The 15,577-nt window shown below is 63.9% G+C and carries 19 protein-coding genes and 1 pseudogene; 9 read left to right on the top strand and 11 right to left on the bottom strand.

All coding sequences use genetic code 11. From position 1 onward, the window contains the following. The first annotated feature begins 48 nt into the window (after positions 1-48). Positions 49-693 (top strand): TetR/AcrR family transcriptional regulator, encoded by a 645-nt coding sequence (locus IHE30_RS07360; RefSeq protein ID WP_337689724.1) that lies wholly within the window; start codon positions 49-51, stop codon positions 691-693. Between the two features lie 23 nt (positions 694-716). Here the strand turns inward: IHE30_RS07360 and IHE30_RS07355 are convergent, their stop codons facing one another. The 6 genes from IHE30_RS07355 to IHE30_RS07330 all read right to left on the bottom strand — a co-directional run bounded on the left by IHE30_RS07355 (position 717) and on the right by IHE30_RS07330 (position 6,605). Further along, a complete protein-coding gene (locus IHE30_RS07355) occupies positions 717-935 on the bottom strand; it encodes a DUF2795 domain-containing protein (protein ID WP_337689723.1) in 219 nt (72 codons plus the stop codon). A 56-nt stretch (positions 936-991) separates the two neighbouring features. Further along, positions 992-1,261: a hypothetical protein gene (locus IHE30_RS07350; protein WP_337689722.1), complete on the bottom strand. Its 270-nt coding sequence runs from the start codon at positions 1,259-1,261 to the stop codon at positions 992-994. Positions 1,262-1,358: 97 nt separating this feature from the next. Beyond that, on the bottom strand, positions 1,359-2,696 hold the full coding sequence (locus tag IHE30_RS07345; protein ID WP_337689721.1) for a C45 family peptidase: 1,338 nt from the start codon (positions 2,694-2,696) through the stop codon (positions 1,359-1,361). Positions 2,697-2,771: 75 nt separating this feature from the next. Next, positions 2,772-4,505 (bottom strand): ClcB-like voltage-gated chloride channel protein, encoded by a 1,734-nt coding sequence (locus IHE30_RS07340; RefSeq protein WP_337689814.1) that lies wholly within the window; start codon positions 4,503-4,505, stop codon positions 2,772-2,774. Positions 4,506-4,522: 17 nt separating this feature from the next. Further along, the gene (locus IHE30_RS07335) at positions 4,523-5,284 is read right to left on the bottom strand and encodes a glutathione S-transferase (RefSeq protein ID WP_337689813.1); all 762 of its coding nucleotides are present in this window, start codon (positions 5,282-5,284) and stop codon (positions 4,523-4,525) included. Positions 5,285-5,507: 223 nt separating this feature from the next. Further along, complete coding sequence (locus IHE30_RS07330) at positions 5,508-6,605, bottom strand: YeiH family protein (RefSeq protein WP_337689720.1); 1,098 nt, start codon at positions 6,603-6,605, stop codon at positions 5,508-5,510. A 110-nt stretch (positions 6,606-6,715) separates the two neighbouring features. On the opposite strand from IHE30_RS07330, the gene IHE30_RS07325 reads away from it, so the two are divergent. Together IHE30_RS07325 and IHE30_RS07320 are read left to right on the top strand one after the other, a co-directional pair. Further along, a complete protein-coding gene (locus IHE30_RS07325; RefSeq protein ID WP_337689719.1) occupies positions 6,716-7,591 on the top strand; it encodes a LysR family transcriptional regulator in 876 nt (291 codons plus the stop codon). Between the two features lie 469 nt (positions 7,592-8,060). Next, on the top strand, positions 8,061-9,017 hold the full coding sequence (locus IHE30_RS07320) for a sugar kinase (RefSeq protein WP_337689718.1): 957 nt from the start codon (positions 8,061-8,063) through the stop codon (positions 9,015-9,017). A gap of 43 nt (positions 9,018-9,060) precedes the next feature. Here the strand turns inward: IHE30_RS07320 and IHE30_RS07315 are convergent, their stop codons facing one another. After that, positions 9,061-9,708 (bottom strand): phosphatase PAP2 family protein, encoded by a 648-nt coding sequence (locus IHE30_RS07315; RefSeq protein ID WP_337689812.1) that lies wholly within the window; start codon positions 9,706-9,708, stop codon positions 9,061-9,063. A gap of 183 nt (positions 9,709-9,891) precedes the next feature. Between IHE30_RS07315 and IHE30_RS07310 the strand changes: the two genes are divergently transcribed. Then, complete coding sequence (locus IHE30_RS07310; protein ID WP_337689717.1) at positions 9,892-10,257, top strand: DUF3022 domain-containing protein; 366 nt, start codon at positions 9,892-9,894, stop codon at positions 10,255-10,257. Positions 10,258-10,318: 61 nt separating this feature from the next. Here IHE30_RS07310 and IHE30_RS07305 read toward each other — a convergent pair whose 3' ends face one another. The 3 genes and pseudogenes from IHE30_RS07305 to IHE30_RS07295 all read right to left on the bottom strand — a co-directional run bounded on the left by IHE30_RS07305 (position 10,319) and on the right by IHE30_RS07295 (position 11,846). Continuing rightward, positions 10,319-10,984, bottom strand: a complete 666-nt coding sequence (locus tag IHE30_RS07305; RefSeq protein WP_337689716.1) for an AAA family ATPase — start codon at positions 10,982-10,984, stop codon at positions 10,319-10,321. Between the two features lie 125 nt (positions 10,985-11,109). After that, positions 11,110-11,199, bottom strand: a pseudogene (gene cydX, locus IHE30_RS07300) (cytochrome bd-I oxidase subunit CydX); the annotation flags it as partial. Between the two features lie 161 nt (positions 11,200-11,360). Next, positions 11,361-11,846 (bottom strand): universal stress protein, encoded by a 486-nt coding sequence (locus tag IHE30_RS07295; protein ID WP_337689715.1) that lies wholly within the window; start codon positions 11,844-11,846, stop codon positions 11,361-11,363. A gap of 361 nt (positions 11,847-12,207) precedes the next feature. Here IHE30_RS07295 and IHE30_RS07290 point away from each other — a divergent pair, with 361 nt between their 5' ends. From IHE30_RS07290 to IHE30_RS07270, 5 genes are all read left to right on the top strand, one after another. Next, complete coding sequence (locus tag IHE30_RS07290) at positions 12,208-12,345, top strand: hypothetical protein (protein ID WP_337689714.1); 138 nt, start codon at positions 12,208-12,210, stop codon at positions 12,343-12,345. A gap of 111 nt (positions 12,346-12,456) precedes the next feature. Then, entirely contained in the window at positions 12,457-13,086 is a 630-nt protein-coding gene (gene ribA, locus IHE30_RS07285) for a GTP cyclohydrolase II (protein ID WP_337689713.1), read from the top strand. After that, entirely contained in the window at positions 13,086-13,313 is a 228-nt protein-coding gene (locus tag IHE30_RS07280; protein ID WP_337689712.1) for a hypothetical protein, read from the top strand. Before ribA ends, IHE30_RS07280 begins: the two co-directional genes overlap by 1 nt. After that, on the top strand, positions 13,313-13,510 hold the full coding sequence (locus IHE30_RS07275; RefSeq protein WP_337689711.1) for a hypothetical protein: 198 nt from the start codon (positions 13,313-13,315) through the stop codon (positions 13,508-13,510). Before IHE30_RS07280 ends, IHE30_RS07275 begins: the two co-directional genes overlap by 1 nt. A gap of 44 nt (positions 13,511-13,554) precedes the next feature. Beyond that, a complete protein-coding gene (locus IHE30_RS07270) occupies positions 13,555-14,715 on the top strand; it encodes a glycosyltransferase family 9 protein (RefSeq protein WP_337689710.1) in 1,161 nt (386 codons plus the stop codon). A 135-nt stretch (positions 14,716-14,850) separates the two neighbouring features. On the opposite strand, the gene IHE30_RS07265 is transcribed toward IHE30_RS07270, so the two are convergent. Beyond that, positions 14,851-15,465: an OmpW/AlkL family protein gene (locus IHE30_RS07265; RefSeq protein ID WP_443193618.1), complete on the bottom strand. Its 615-nt coding sequence runs from the start codon at positions 15,463-15,465 to the stop codon at positions 14,851-14,853. Between the last annotated feature and the right edge of the window lie 112 nt (positions 15,466-15,577).

Here is a 15,577-nt window from a genome sequence, read left to right as displayed (position 1 = left end):
AAAGGCGTATTGACGTGGCGACGTGGCCGATGGTGGTACCATACGTCCATGTCGCCGTCTCGTGCCCGCCCCCGTACCCGGCTTACGCGAGAGCAAAGCCGGGAGCAGACGCGTCAGCGTCTGATGGACGCTGCGCAGACGCTTTTTATGAAGAAAGGATTCGACGCATCCAGCGTCGAGGATGTCGCCGCGGCAGCCGGCTATACGCGTGGGGCGTTCTATTCGAACTTCAAAGACAAGGCGGAGTTGCTGCTGGCGTTGCTTAAGCGCAATCACGGCGATATCCAGCAGAAGTTGCAGCGCATCTTCGATCTGCAGAGTAGCGCGCAAGACATTGAGGCGCGGATCCTGACGTACTATAGTACGCTGTACCGCGAGAACAAATGTTTCCTGGTGTGGATGCAGGCGCGGTTGCTGGCCACGCGTGACGCAAAGTTTCGTGCGCGACTCAATGCACTGTCGCAGCAGACCCGCGCGGACATCGCGCACTTCATCGATGCACTCTGCGCGCGCCGGCGCATCAGGCCGGTCACACCGGCCGAGCAACTCGCGCTTGGCCTGGTGGCGCTGTGCGACGGCATCCAGTTCTTCCGCGCATCGGATCCGCACGTGACCGACGAAATGACAGAGAGTGTGTTGACGGCGTTCTTCGGCGCGGCGACGTTCAGTCATCGGGCGGCGAGGCCCCGCTGAGCGCGTGGCCGCGCGCCTACACGCTAGGCGGATAGGCCGGGGCCCGCAGCACTGCCGATCCAGCGTGCGACCGACTGCGGATCTGGATAGTCATGCTCGGGCAGCGCCTGCAGCGCGAGCAGTACGTCGTTGCTGGCGCCCGCCGAGCAGGCGGCAGCCACCAGCGCATCTCGCGTGGCCGGATAGCGCACATTGCGCAGCGTCTGGCTGATTTGTTGGTCGATTGGGTCAGTGGCGCTCATTCGTCAGGTCTCCAGACGAGGCTACAGGGGGAAGGCGCATGGCGATACCGTGCCGCTCATGTTCGGATCTTGACATGCCGCGCGAGCTTGGCGGCTGCGTCGGGTCGGGGCGTCGGCAATTCAATGGTCTGCCAGTGCTCGACAGACACGGCACCGTCCCGCTGCGCCACGCCGCGACCGGTGGCCGGCACCGTGCTGGCATGCCGCGCGTGCGCAGCACGGTCCACGTCGGGCATACCGCTGTCGCACGGCACGATGGCGACGAGCGGCGTGCTGACGATGGCTGCGGCCAGCGCCGCCAACAGATGTGACACGGACGGATTCATGGTGTCGGTCCTCCACTGAAGCGCAATGGCGATGCTTGCGCAAACTGCGTGCCCGTGTTCCGCCAGGGCACACGCCGCGCTGCGTGCCGGCATGCACTCAACGGACCGCGTCAAACAGCGTCCACGGCTGGGACGCGCGATCGCGCATGTAACCGTTGAGCCAATTCCACTGTGGATGGCGACGCATAAATGCTTGTGCGTCGAACGGCCGGCCGCATGGATGCCCCCAGCGCGCCCACAATTCGAGCCGCACCGCCATGTCGCTGTCAACCACCTTGCCGTCGTTGGCGCCCCACGGATTGAACGGACCTTGATTGGCGCCACCAAAGCGTGCGTCGTCCAGTTCCAGATGGCCGCAGAGGGTGCGCGAACTCGGATGATCATCGCGGTCGAGATATACATCGTAATGGTCGGCGATGATCTCCTTGGCCAGTTCGGCATCGATCCGGCCGCGGTGTTTTTCCATCAGCTGCATCCAGCGCAGCCGGCGCGCACCATTGCGCCGCACGTCGTTGTAGTCGTCCCCCTCGCTGACGCATTCCTGGTTGCGGATCTTCAGGTCGTTGGCTGTGTTGAAGCCGCTGTAAAAGCCGTCCTTAGTGACCTCGAATCCGGAATAATGCAGCCCGAGTTCATAGCGCGCGATTTCGCCGGTTTTGGTGTCGCCAAGTAGCCAGCTGTTCGCGTAGCCGCCGTTGTTGTCGGTCGCGAAGCGCTCGCACCACGAGCCGATGCTATCCGCATACTGCGTCGCCTTGCGCGAACGGTAGAACTCCGGCGAGCCGGAGGTGTTGTAGCCGACAAAATTGGCGATCGTCGTCTCGGTTACCATCAGACCCGCCGATGTGATACAGAAGTCCGTCAGGCTGGAGATGCAGCCGGGCAGCCCCTGCATTAGGATCCGGTTGCCCTGCTCGGGCACGATATCGAAGATCACGTTGAACGCATCGCCAACCGCATAGCGGTCCCATGAGTTGTGCGCCATCACGATGCGACCATCGCGCGTGGCGCTGCCGGTTGCAATGAACGCACTGCAGTGATGACCAAGGTGCCCGCGCCATGGCTTGCCGGCAAGTTGCGGCCGTGTTTGGCTCACATGCGCGGGCCACCAGCTTTGCAACAGGTCCATGTAGCCGTTCCAGGCGAGCACCAGTTCGTAGGGCATCTGAGCGCCATCGGCAATGCCGCGCATCTCGGCGGTAAACTCGTCATCGACACGGTCGGTAAACTGATCGATTGCGGCGTTCACAAAGGTGTCGAACTCTTCGCCGGTGTCCCACTTGGCCAGGTATTGCGCGGTGTGGATCGCGCTGCTGATCTCGCGGGCGAGCAACTGGCCGTGCTGCAGGCCGCGCTCGTACGGCGCGCCTTCGATATGCACAAAAATCCAGCCGGCCTGGTCGCGCCGCAGTGCAGGAGTTGATTGTTCGGACATGTCGCACCCTCCGAATCCATTGTAGTGAATCCGTTGCGCTTTGCCATCGCGGCGGCGCACCGCATATGGCGCGGCTCAGTCGCTGGCGTTCATCTGGAAGTATGCCTGCAACAGCGAGGTTTTGTAGACCACGCCCAGCAATTTAGGCGCCTGCGTCGATGCGACGACGGGTAGCCGCTCGCCTTGGAAGGCGAGAAAGTGCTGCAACGCGGCGGCAAGCGGCATGTCCGGCGTCAGTGCGGCGAAATCTCGACGCAGGTAGTCGCACGCGCGGCGCTCGTGCAGAGCGTGCTTGTCGAGCAGGTCGGAGGTGACGTCCTTTAACGCGACCACGCCCTGGAACCAGCCGGCGGCGTCGACGATATAAATGTACTTGACCGGATACTCGAGAAATACGCGCGTCATGTCCGCCACGCTCGCGTCCAGGCCAAGGACGGTGTCGGCCGGGCGCACCAGTTCGCGCATCTGCGTGGCCTTCAGGCGCAGCCGTTCACGACGCTCGCGGTTGCGCCGCAGCGTGACCTCGTACATTGAGGTCTCGGCCAGGGCCCGCGCGATGAAATAGGCGATTACGCTGGCCAGCATCAGCGGCAGCACAACCTGGTAGCTGAGCGTCATCTCGAAAATCATCAGGATCGCCATCAACGGCGCATGGGTTGCTGCCGCGAGGAAAGCGCCCATCCCGACGATCGCATACGCGAACGGTGCCGACGTGGCGAGCGGCAAGTGCGCATGGGCCGCGAGTCCATAGATCGCGCCGAGCACCGCACCGACGAACAGCGTCGGCGTGAAAATACCGCCGACCGCGCCTGAGCCGGCTGTCGCGCAGGTTGCCGCCACCTTGAGCACCAGCACCGCAACGAGCGCTTGCCAGGTCCACGGCTGGTGCAGGATGGCGTTCACCACGCTATAGCCGTTGCCCCACACTTGCGGTGCCTGGATCGACAAGGCGCCCACTAACGCGCCGCCCAGCGCGAGCCGCCAGGGCAGGGGTGCTACCCATCGGCCGAATAGCCGGCGCGATGCGTCCAGCAAAAGCAGGAACGCCGGCGCGAGCATCCCGCACAAGATGCCGAGTCCGACGAACCACAGCACTTCAAGGCCGGAGATGGCTGGAAAGGGCGGCATTTCGTAGGGCGCCTGGTAGCCGGACAATGCGCGCATCGTGACATTGGCGACCACGGATGACACGATGATCGGCCCGAAGCGCTCCATCGCGATCGAGCCCAACACAATTTCGGTGACGAACAGCGCGCCGGCGATCGGGGCGCTGTACGCGGATGTGATGCCGGCTGCGGCGCCGCACGCCACCAGCACGCGCAGACGCTCGGGGGCGACATGCACGAGGCGGCCGAGCAGCGACGCGCTGAGCGCGGCAAGCTGCACCATCGAGCCCTCGCGGCCGATCGAGCCCCCGGAAGCGATTGTAACCAGCGAAGAGCCGCTGCGCCACAGGCTTTGCCGCACGGGTACCACCCCTTCGCCGATGGTAATCGCTTCCATATAGTCGGCATGGCCCTTGCCATCGTCGTCGCGCCGGGCTACCAGCAGTAGCATGCCGGCCACGGCGCCTCCAGCGCTGGGCAGCGCGAGCCGCGCGTACCACGGTAGGTCGCGCGCGATCTGCACCAGTCCGCTTGCGTTGGGGTCGACGAGCGATTCCAGCCAGTCGATGCCGAGGCGGAACACGATGGTCGCGGCTGCACCGACTAAGCCGGCGAGGGTGGCCCACAGCAGCATCGTATGCTCGTCGGACAGCTTGAACAGGCGTTGCGCGCGGGTGCGCAGCTTGAGCAAGCAGGCCAGCACGGCGCGGTGACGATGGGTCAACGGGCGTCCAATTCCGTGTAGTGCCGGAATACGCACGACTCATTGTGCGGGATGCGGCGAGGCGACGCCAGGTACGCGGCGATGCGTGGCCGCGCGTGCACCGCTTCATATAGCGCCGTGAGCTTCGGATACTGCGTCGCGAAGCGGGCGGTGGCGCGAGGAAACGCGTAGCGCAGCCCATCGATGAGTTGGAACATCGACAGGTCTGCGTAGCTTAATGTCGCGCCGACCAGGTGCGCGGATCCCGAGGGATTCAGCTCGAGCACACGCTCGAAATAATGCATGAACTTCGGTATCCGGTTGGCGATGAAATCGGCGGCGCGCTGCTGGGCGGCGTCGCGCTGCTGCTCGAAATACAGCGCATTGGCGATCGGGTGATGCGTGTCGTGTGCCTCGGTCACCATGTCGGCCATCGTCAGCTGCAGCCCGTGGGCCCAGTGGCGCAGCGTTTCATCGGCGGGCGCCAGGCCGAGCCGGGGCCCCAGGTACAGCAGGATGTTAGCGGTCTGCGCGACGAGTGTCGTGCCGTCGCGCAGGAAGGGGGGAGCGAATGGGGGGCAAGGCTCGGTTTGGCTTTGCAGGATCGACATCATCGCGTCGATGCCGTGCTCCGTGCCCTGCGGGTTCGCGTCCTCGCGGCGACCGGACGGCGGCAGGCGCGCGACGTCAAGATAATCCGCCCCTGCCTCTTCGAGCGCTAGGCGGACGAATTCACCGCGGCCCTGCAGGCCCGGCCAGTAGTACAGTTCATAGCTCATCATCACAGTCCTGGGACAGGGTGGCGACGGACAGCGGCCGCCGGTCGCCGGTGACTCGGCGCCTGACGGCCGCTGTGCCCGCGCGGCGCCGCAAGCTGGGCCGCGCCTGTCGTCACGATACCATTGACTGCCGTACTGCCGTACTGCCGTACTGCCGTACTGCCGTACTGCCGTACTGCCGTACTGCCGTGCTGCCGTGCTGCTGTGCTGCTGTGCTGCTGTGCTAGCCGAGCCAGCGCTCGACGCCGAGCGTCAGTGCGTAACCCCCGGCGATCAGCCAGAGCTGCAGCAGCGCGCCGGCGATCAGTGCACGCGGCCCAGCCTCGCGAATCTGCGCGACCCGGGTTTCGATCCCGAGCGCGGTCATCGCCATTGTCAGCGCGAAGGTGTCTAGGCTATTGAGGACATAAGACACATGCGACGGGATCACGTGCAGCGAGTTCACCAGCACCAGCACGAGGAAGCCAAGCGCGAACCACGGCACGGGCAGCTTGCCGCGCCGCGTGCTACTACCGGCCGGCTGCGCATGGCGTGCGGCACGGGCGATGAAGCCGGCGACCACGAAAATCGCCGGTACCAGTAGCATGACACGGGTCATCTTGACGATCGTCGCCACGTGTACCGTTTGCGCGTTGATCGCGCTGGCGGCGCCAACCACCTGCGCCACCTCGTGGATGGTGCCACCGAAGTACAGGCCGAGCCCAGTCGCGTCCAGGTGAAGCCATCCGGCATTGGCCATCAGCGGATAGACGAACATCGACAGCGTGCCAAACAGCACCACCGTGCCGACCGCCATCGCACTCTTGTGTGGCTTAGATTGCAACGTGGACTCGAACGCGACGACTGCTGCCGCGCCGCAGATCGCGCTGCCCGCGGCTGTGAGCAGCGCGGTGTCCCGGTCCAGCTTCAGCCATCGGGTTCCGACCCACCAGCCGATAGCCAGCGTTGCAGCGACGACCACGACGGACATCGCCAGCCCGGCTAGTCCGACTTGCGCGATTTCCTGCAGACTGACGCGTAGCCCAAAAAATGCGACCGCAATGCGCAGCAGCTTACGAGCGGAGAAGTTCACGCCGGCGGCCCAACTGTCCGGCATGGCGGCGCGCAATGCGTTGCCGTACACCGCACCGCACGCGATACCCACGATCAGCGGACTCATGCCGAGCCTGGCGATGGGCGGCCACGCGGCCAATTGGGTGACTGCAAAGGCAAACAGCGCGACGAACAGCACGCCGTTGAGCAGCCCGCGGCGTGACGCCGCGCCCGCGCCTGCGGGCGTGCCCGACGACAGTGGGGAGGACTTGGAAATTAAAGGGGACATGGCGTTCAAGTGATAGGTGACCTCGACAGCCCCATCCTAAATTGGATATATCGAGATGAAAAATCGTCATTTGAAATGTAAACTATCGGCTTAATTGATATTTCTAACGCATGACCCCTGACCAACTTTTGACCTTCGCCGCCGTCGCGGAACACCAGAACATCAGCCGGGCGGCCGAAGCGGTGCATTTGTCACAACCTGCGGTGTCCGGACAGCTGCGGCTGCTGCAAGAGGAATTTGGCGAGCCGTTATACGTGCGCAACGGCCGCGGCGTGCGGCTCACCGATGCCGGCCGGCAACTGGCCGTCCATGCCGCGCGGCTGCGCGATACGTGGCGACAGGCGCATGCGCTGCGCGACGCGTTGCGGGGTTTGGAGCGCGGTACATTACGCATCGGGGCCAGCACGACGCCAGCCAGCTATTTGCTGCCGTATCTGGTCGCGGAATTTCACCGCGTCCATCCCGATATCGAGATCTGTACCACCTATGGCAACACGAGCGATGTTTGCCATGCGCTACAGGAGTTGGATATCGCGCTGATTGAAGGCAGTGTGCCCGCCGAGCTACTGGCCGACACGCGCGTGCACCCGTGGCACGACGACGAGATTGTCGCGATCGTGCCAGCCGGTCACCCGCTAGCAACCGATGGAGCCGCACCGTTGTCGCGGATCAGCCAGTTTCCGCTGATCTGGCGCGAGTCCGGCTCCGGCGTGCGGCACGAGGTCGAGCGCGCGTTTGCGCGAGCCGGCGCGAGCGCGCGGGCCGCGTTGGAGTTGGCTGGTGTCGAGGGGGTGAAGGAGGCGGTGCGCGCCGGCATGGGCGTGGGCTTCGTGTCGGCGATGGCGATGCGGCATGAGGATGCGCGCCTGATCAGCGTGTCGCTGGCGCCGCAACCGCTGACGCGGCGTTTCTCGATCCTGGTCATGCACGGTTCGGCGGCGTCGCGCGCGGCGCTCAAATTCCTGGCCATATGCGGCATCGACTAGGGATAGTCTCTATGGCGCGATGTGCCGCCTGTGCGGACCATTTCTGCATCAATCAGGTGCAGACCTCGTGCCTTTTCGGTGCGGATTGGGGACCGGTTTTCAATCCGGCTTTACAAACGGATTGCGCCACCTCTGACTGCGCGAGACGTTGGCATGCCTGGGTTGTGCGGGGGACACCTGACCGGCATAGTTCAGAACTGCGCTGGCCGTCAAGGGCTCGCCATGGACAGGACTGCGCTGGCCGCCAAGGGTCCGACATGGCGGGACTGCGCTGGCCGCGTCAAAGGCTCGCCATAGATCAGGACTGTGCTGACCTTCAAAGGCTCGCCATGGACAGGACTGCGCTGGCCGTCAAGGGCTCGACATGGACAGGACTGCGCCGGCCAACAAAGGCCCGGCATGGACAGGACTGCGCTAACCTCAAGGACCCGGCATAGATTAAGACTGCGCTGGCAGTCGAGGATGAACAATGATCAAAACCCTGTTGCCGCTGGATGTGATGACCTACGGCGAAGCGATGGCGCTGTTCGTGGCGACTGAGCGTGCTCATGACCTTGCCCACGTCAAGCATTTCACCAAACGCATTGCCGGCGCGGACCTGAACGTCGCCACCGGGCTCGCGCGGCTCGGTTTCCGTGTTGGCTGGATCAGCCGCGTCGGCGCGGATTCATTCGGTCGCTATGTACTGGACGTATTGGCCCAAGAGGGGATCGATGCAACGCATGTGACGGTCGATCCGCGCTATCCGACCGGCTTCCAACTGAAAAGCCGAGCCGATGACGGCAGCGATCCGCAGGTCGAGCATTTTCGTCGCGGCTCGGCGGCAAGCCACCTGTCGCTCGACGACTATGCGGCCGACTACGTGCTCGGCGCGCGGCACTTGCACCTAACTGGCGTCGCCGCGGCCATCTCGGAAAGCTCCCGCGAGTTGGCATTCAAATTGGCCCGCGAAATGCGCGGGGCCGGCAAGACAGTGTCGTTCGACCCGAATCTGCGTCCGACGCTATGGCCGTCGCGCGAAGCGATGGTCGAGCAAATTAATGCGTTGGCGGCGCTCGCCGATTGGGTGTTGCCGGGCGTGGAGGAAGGCGCGGTGTTGACTGGTAGCGACGATCCGGCCGCGATCGCGCGCTTCTACATCGAGCGCGGCGCGCGTGGCGTGGTGGTCAAGCTCGGCGCGCACGGCGCGTACTATCGGCACGGCGATGATGAGGGCATCGTGCCGGGTGTCTACGTCGAGCGAGTGGTGGACACGGTCGGCGCCGGCGATGGCTTTGCGGTCGGGGTGATCAGTGCGCTGCTGCAGGGGCGCGCGGTCCGGCACGCAGTCGAGCGCGGCAATCGAATCGGCGCGTTGGCAATTCAGGTCATCGGCGACAGCGAAGGCTTGCCTACACGGGCGGCGCTGGATGCGCTTGAGCAGTGAGTGTCATCGTGCGCGATCGGCGTACAGGAATCGATCCTGCGTCCTACGCGACCGCCCAGCCGCGCCGGATCAGCGCCGCGCACAGAAACCGATAGGGCGGCTCACTGCGGCGCAACAGCGGCGGCACCACCCAGGGTGCGAGACGGTGAGCGAGCACGGCACACGCCATGCCGAGCAGCATGCCGCAGCCGACATCCAGCGGGAAATGGATGCCCGCATAAATGCGAGCCCAGCCAACCATGAGCCCGGCCAACGCCAAGGCCGCTCCGGCCACCCGAGTGCCGGTGTGCAGCAGTAGGCTGCAGGCGACTGAAAAGGCGAGCGTGGTATGGTCGCTGGGCAGCGATGCGTCATCAACGTGGGCAATCCATGCGTGCCCCAAGCCGATCGCGAACGGCCGGGGGTGGGGCCACATTGCCCCGATGATCTGGGCGATGCCCATGCCGAGCGCGGCGGCCAGTGCGGCTTCGACGAAATGGCCACGGCATGCTTGCGGGCGGCCGGTGGCAGTGGCGGAGGTCCCCTCGTGCGTTGGGCGCGCGCGGCTTGGCACGCGCAACCAGCCGGCGACGAGCGTCGCCGGCATGGCCCAGATCAGCGCATTCGCGCAAAACGACATCAACGCGTGCATCGCTGGCGACGGCGCGCTTGCGTTGAGTAACAGGAACAGCGTTTGATTCAAGGATTCCATTGATTGGCGCGGCACGATTTCAGAAATGACAAGCGCCCAAGGATATCGCAGTCACCTTAACGTGTGCTTAGGGCGGTGGCCACGGCAAGCTGGGCGCGGCGGCTAACGTCATAGGGCTGCTGCCCTCCCGACTTGCAGCGGCCTATTATGATAGCCTCGGCACTCTTTCGAAGCTCTTCATCCATGGCCCGTCCGCCTTTTCTCTTTAACGATCCGCTGCGTGAGCACCTTGCCCGCGTCGTCAGCGACCTGTTGCCGGAAACCGCCCACTTCACCGATACGCAGACCGAGGCCGGCCATCCGGCACTGCGCATTGACTGGACAGTCTCGCCCTTTTCGCGGCGGCATGCCAAGGTCAAGCTCGACGTGGTGTTCGTCGATTCGAGTCTGACGCGCTATGCGGCCGCGCCGCCCAACGAGCGTGCGCGGGCCGAAGCCGTGCTACGCGCCTACTTAGAGGCAGTGATCGGTTCGATGGAAGAGCAGTACGCGCTGGGCAAGGAGATCGAGCCGGTGTCTGAGGTCGAGCTCGGACGCGAGTTCGCATGACACGCGCGTCGCGGCCAGGGGCATGCTGGCTGCCTATATACGGGACAGCCGAAGCGGGAACTCATCCCGGCGTGAACGGCGGCCTGTCGGCAGCGGGGGTAGCGGGGGTAGCGGGGGTAGCGGGGGTAGCGGACGCAGCGGGACGGGCGGGTGCGAGGAGCCGATCTCGCAGCATACGCCGGTCTGCGTCGCATGGTGCACTGTTGTCGAAAATCAGCAGTTGGGGGTAGTCGGCCGGATCAGGCTCGAAACGTCGTTGGCGGTAGGTGTCCCAATGCGCGAGCTTGTATGCGTCATTAACGTTCGCGCGCCGCACGATGCGCTCGTGCGCGATATGTTCCGACACGCTGACCCAGACCCAGTGCACGTCGACATGCGCCGGCACGTGCAGCCACTCGCGATCGAAGATCCGCCGGTCGCGCACCTCCCGTGATAGCGGGCCGACGACAACCGCGCTGATGCCCAGCGACACGTTTTCGCGCGCGGTGTCGAGCAGCCCTTCGTATTCAGGGCCACGCAATGTCTGTAGATAGACTGGGCTGTCGCGGTCGTTCGGGTCGTGCGTGAGCGCCTGCATCGCGGCTGCGCTGTAGCGGCCGTACAGCGTGTCCTTGTCGAGCAGGCACAGCGGCTCACGCGTGGCCTCAAGCAACGCCGGAACCAGTTGCTTGGCCAGCGTGGTCTTGCCGGTGCCGGCGTGCCCGCAAAAGAAAAGTAATCGTGTCATCGTCGTGGCCGCCCGCAGCCCACCCGGTGCAGCGCGACTGGGCACGCGCGGGGTGGTTCATGCGGACCAGACCAGTCACGCCAACGACAGTCGCGACCGCTCAGCGAGTCGGATCGCATCCGCGCCAGGTTCCCTTCGCTTTCCAGCCACATCGCGTTGATCACGCCGAAGCCCAGCGCCACGCCGATACCTAGTATCCAGCAGAAGTACCACATTGCGGTTTCCTCCATTGGGTTGGATGCTGCCTCGTGGCCAGCCGCAGCGGGACGCAACGGTGCCCAATAAAGTCATGATGCCCGCGCAAGCGTGCGCATGCAAGCATCACGATGCGTGATGCGTGTTGTATGGTGTGTGATGTGTGGTGCAGTGAGCGGTATTAACCGTTCGCGATGTTCGACGGCGCCGCTTGTGGTGCGTGGCTCGCCGATGGAATCAGCAACACCGGTCGCTGCGCGAGCCGCAGCGTCTGTTCCGCCACGCTGCCTAGCACCAGTCGGCGCACGCCGCGCCGTCCATGGGTACCGAGCACGAGCAGGTCCGCGTTGAACGCTTGCGCCGCCCGCACGATACACTCGGCGATCCCTTCGAGGGACGATGTCGTCAATATCTGCGGCGTGCCAGCGATGCCTCGAGCACGCATCGCGTCAGCCGCCTCGTCGATCACCCGTTGACCTTCCGCGGTCTGCGCGCGCACGACGATTGACGGATCGTAGCCGGGCACCGAGTAGTAGAGCGGGACGTCATCGATGATGAAGACCGGCTGGAGCTGCGCGCCCTCGGACGCTGCCAGATCGAGCGCGGCGTTGAATGCATGGCGCGAGGTGTGGCTGCCGTCGATGGCCACAAGGATGCGGTGGTACATGCTGGCGTTCTCCTGGTGTGAGGGACCATTGGTGCGCCCGGGCGCGCGCACGCACCCTTGCATTATCGTCGTAAAGGCGGGCGCGCGCAGCGTGTGCTGTTCTCGGCGCTGAGAAATGGCCGCATATGGACCAGATCGCCCGCGTGCACATGCAGCGGCTCCAGCGTCTGGGCTGGCGTGCCTTCGCACCTGGGGTAGTCGCGTCAAACCGATGTGATATCAGACATCGTTATCGTAATCCTGCGTTCGCTTTGCCCCTTGTTTTGCCTGGCAAGACTCGATAGTCTTGCCGGTGGTATGGGGCGACTCGTGTTCGAACCATTGGTACAGGAAATCGTGACGCACTGGAAGGCCTGACGCGATGGCGCGCCGAAGCACGGAACTCGTCACGCCCGTGCCACTCGACGAAACGCGCAAGCCGGGCGGCGACCGCCGGCGCATCAGCATCATGCCGTATCACCTAATGCGGCGCATCGATCTCAATGCGCTCGTACACTGAGCAATCCGCAAAGCGGATGCATTCCACGCGGCGCGCGTGCGGCAGCAGACGCCACGACGCGGTAGACTTGCATCCGAAGCCCTTGGGGCGGTGCGAATGATTGAGGTTACGATGCAGCAACAACATTTTGACGAGGCCAGCGAATGCGCGGCACATATTGCCAGCGCGACGCTGCCGACCCGCTATGGGACTTTTGCGTCCCACGTGTTTCGCGTCAGGGGCGATGGCACGGAGCACCTAGCCCTGGTCATGGGGGAGGTGCGCACGCGCGAGGCGGTGCTCACACGGCTGCATTCGGAGTGCCTGACCGGCGACGTGCTCGGCTCGTTCCGCTGCGATTGCGGTGAGCAGCTGGACGCGGCGCTGCGCCAGATCGCGGCTGAAGCGGCAGGCGTGCTGCTGTATCTGCGCGGACACGAAGGACGCGGCATCGGATTGTCGAACAAGATTCTCGCGTACGCACTGCAGGAGCAGGGCCGCGACACGATCGATGCAAACCGGGACCTCGGGCTGCCCGATGATGCGCGCGAATACGATTCAGCCGCGAGCATCCTGCGCTGGCTCGGCGTGTCGTCGGTACGATTGATGAGCAACAATCCGGACAAGTTCGACACGCTACGGCGCCATGGTATTCCCGTGCATGACCGCGTCGACCTCGCCATCCCAATGCGCGAGGAAAATGAACGCTATATCTGGACCAAGCGCAAGCGCTTTGGCCACTATTTCAGCGAGAACGAATAATGTACGAGCTGGCTCTGCGAGGTGCTCATCTGTTATTGAACGTGAGCGAACTCATGCATCAAGCTGCGCAGGACTTCATCCCGACCGGAGGCGCGGCGGACAGGTTCGCACTGATCGAGTGCGTGAACGCGTCCACGAAAGAAGTGAATGGTGCAATCGATGACGCTCTGTCGTTTATCGCAGGATTGAACAAGCGTATTGGGGCGACGACGGGGAGCAAGCCATAATGGGGGTGACCGACAAGGTCTGGGACGTGCTTACGGCTGTGATCAAGATGAATGACAAGGGTGTGTCGCTTGCCGGTGCAGTCAAAGCGCCGCAGGCGAAGATTGAGCGCCTCACCGAGCGCGTGATTTGCCCAGAAGCGACACTGGGATTGTTGTTGGGCGCAGATGCACAGAGCAAGAAGCTGCCGCGCTCGTAAGCAGGAAAACAAGGCAGGGGAATCGTTGTTTAGACCGGCACGCCATGACCACGCTTGACGAGGTGTCTGCACTGTCAAGCCCTGGCTCACTGCTGTCGCCGCACGCCCACGTGGTGGCTTCGTATGACTTAGAGGTGACCGGCAAGCGGGCGCAGGGCTACCGGCCGTTGTCGGCAGTCAGCTGGATCCGCAATGCGAATGCGGCGCCCTTCACGATTGACTATCGCCAGCCAACGCATTTGCATCTGATCAATGGCATGGGCGTCACGCTCGGCGACTCGATCATTGGATTGAGCGCGCTCGATGCAATCCGACGCCTGTATCCGTCGTTGTCGGTGACGATCTACCGGCCCGCCCATGCGCCGGATTACGTGAAGCAACTGTATGCATTGGCGGCACCCCGCTTCGGCGGCGTGATCGACTTGCCGGTGCCGCTCGACTCGATTCCGGCAACCGAGCTTGCCATCGACGTTGGCAACCATCTTTTCTGGCCGGGCTTCGCGACCCGGCCAATGATTGATTTTTTCTTGTTCGCGCTCGGCATGGCGCCTCACGCCGTGCCCGCGCGGTACAAGGCGAACGAATGGCTCACCACGCTGCCCTTACCAGCCCCCGGTGGGGCGTGGCGTGCGCGTGGCTACACGTTGCTTTGTCCGGAGGCGAGCACGCCGGTGCGCAGTATCCCGGCCGCCGTGCGCGTGTCGATCGTCGATGAGATGTGGCGTACTTTCGGCTTGCCGGTGCTGGGCTTCGGCGCGCTGGAGCACGAGCACTATACGGATATTGCCGCGCTGTCGCCCGATACGGCGAGCTTTCTGAGTTGGATCGCCCATGCCCGCCACGTGGTGACGTCCGACACAGCTGCGGTACACGTGGCGGCAGGCTTTGGCGTGCCGAGTACCGCGTATTTCACGACGATTGCACCGGCGCTGCGCGTGCGTGACTATCCACACTGCGAGGCGTTCGCGCTGGACGTACCGGAATTGGATGAGATGCATGCGAGCGGGCGGGAGGCGGACTTGCGTCGGGTCGAGCGCGCATACCAAGCATGGCATGCGGCCCGCGGCAACTGGTTGGCACCCCGTGGTCGCGCGCCGGGGCAATCGGTGCTAAGCCAATGGATGACGAGCCAACCAAAACTGACCCTGCCAGAAATGACGCCGAGCGGGCTCGGCTCGCCGGCGACGTCGGTCCACAACCCGTAGTCGCGCATGAGTCGGTACACAGAGTCGGCGTTGCACGTGCAGGGCGAGACCGAGTTGGCCGCCAAGCGGGCCGCACGATGGACGCGATCACGCTGGCGGTGCAAACGTCTGCTTGTTGTTATTGGCGCGAGCGTATCAGAAGCGCATCCCAACGCCGATGCCTACCACCAGCGGATCGATCTTCAATGAACCAAGCTGCGTGTCGCCGATCGATGCGCTGGTGCGCATCCAGATCTTCTTGATATCGGCGTTGACGAAGATGCGCTTGGTCATTTGCACGTCCACGCCAGCCTGTAGCGCCGGGCCGAAACTGGAATGCTTGATTGACACCGGCGTGTCGCCCGCATGCAGCCCATCGTTATAGAAATAGGTGTAGTTCAACCCGGCGCCCACATACGGGCGGATCGTGCTGCCCGGATTGAAATGATATTGCAACAACAACGTAGGCGGCAGCACGTTGACACCACCCAATGCGCCGATGTTGGATGTAACCTGGTGCCGTGATGTTCCAAGGATCAACTCGATGCCGATGTTGCGTGTTGCCATGTACGTGAAATCGAGTTCCGGAACGATCGCATTGTTGACCCCGGTGCCAAGTTGGCCGAGTGTGCCGCCGGCCGACACGTTGGGCTGAATGCTGATCGCGCGCAAGCGGGCCAAGATATCACCTTGCTCGGCATGGACGGGCGCCGTGAACAAAACGGGCGCCGCGAGCAGCATGCCGGCTGCGATACGATAAAGTGCGTTCATGGTGTAGTCCTCTTGTGCAATGTTGTGGGTGAGCCATGCATATTGTCGAACGGGCGTTCACGCCCTGTATTGACGTGAGTCAATACCCGTGCGCTTGCTGAGGGATGGGCCG

Origin of the sequence: Mycetohabitans sp. B46, assembly GCF_037389205.1 — a bacterium.
Lineage (GTDB): Bacteria > Pseudomonadota > Gammaproteobacteria > Burkholderiales > Burkholderiaceae > Mycetohabitans.
The sequence above is the reverse complement of the archived record's forward strand: the minus strand, read 5'-3'. Positions and strand labels throughout refer to the sequence as shown.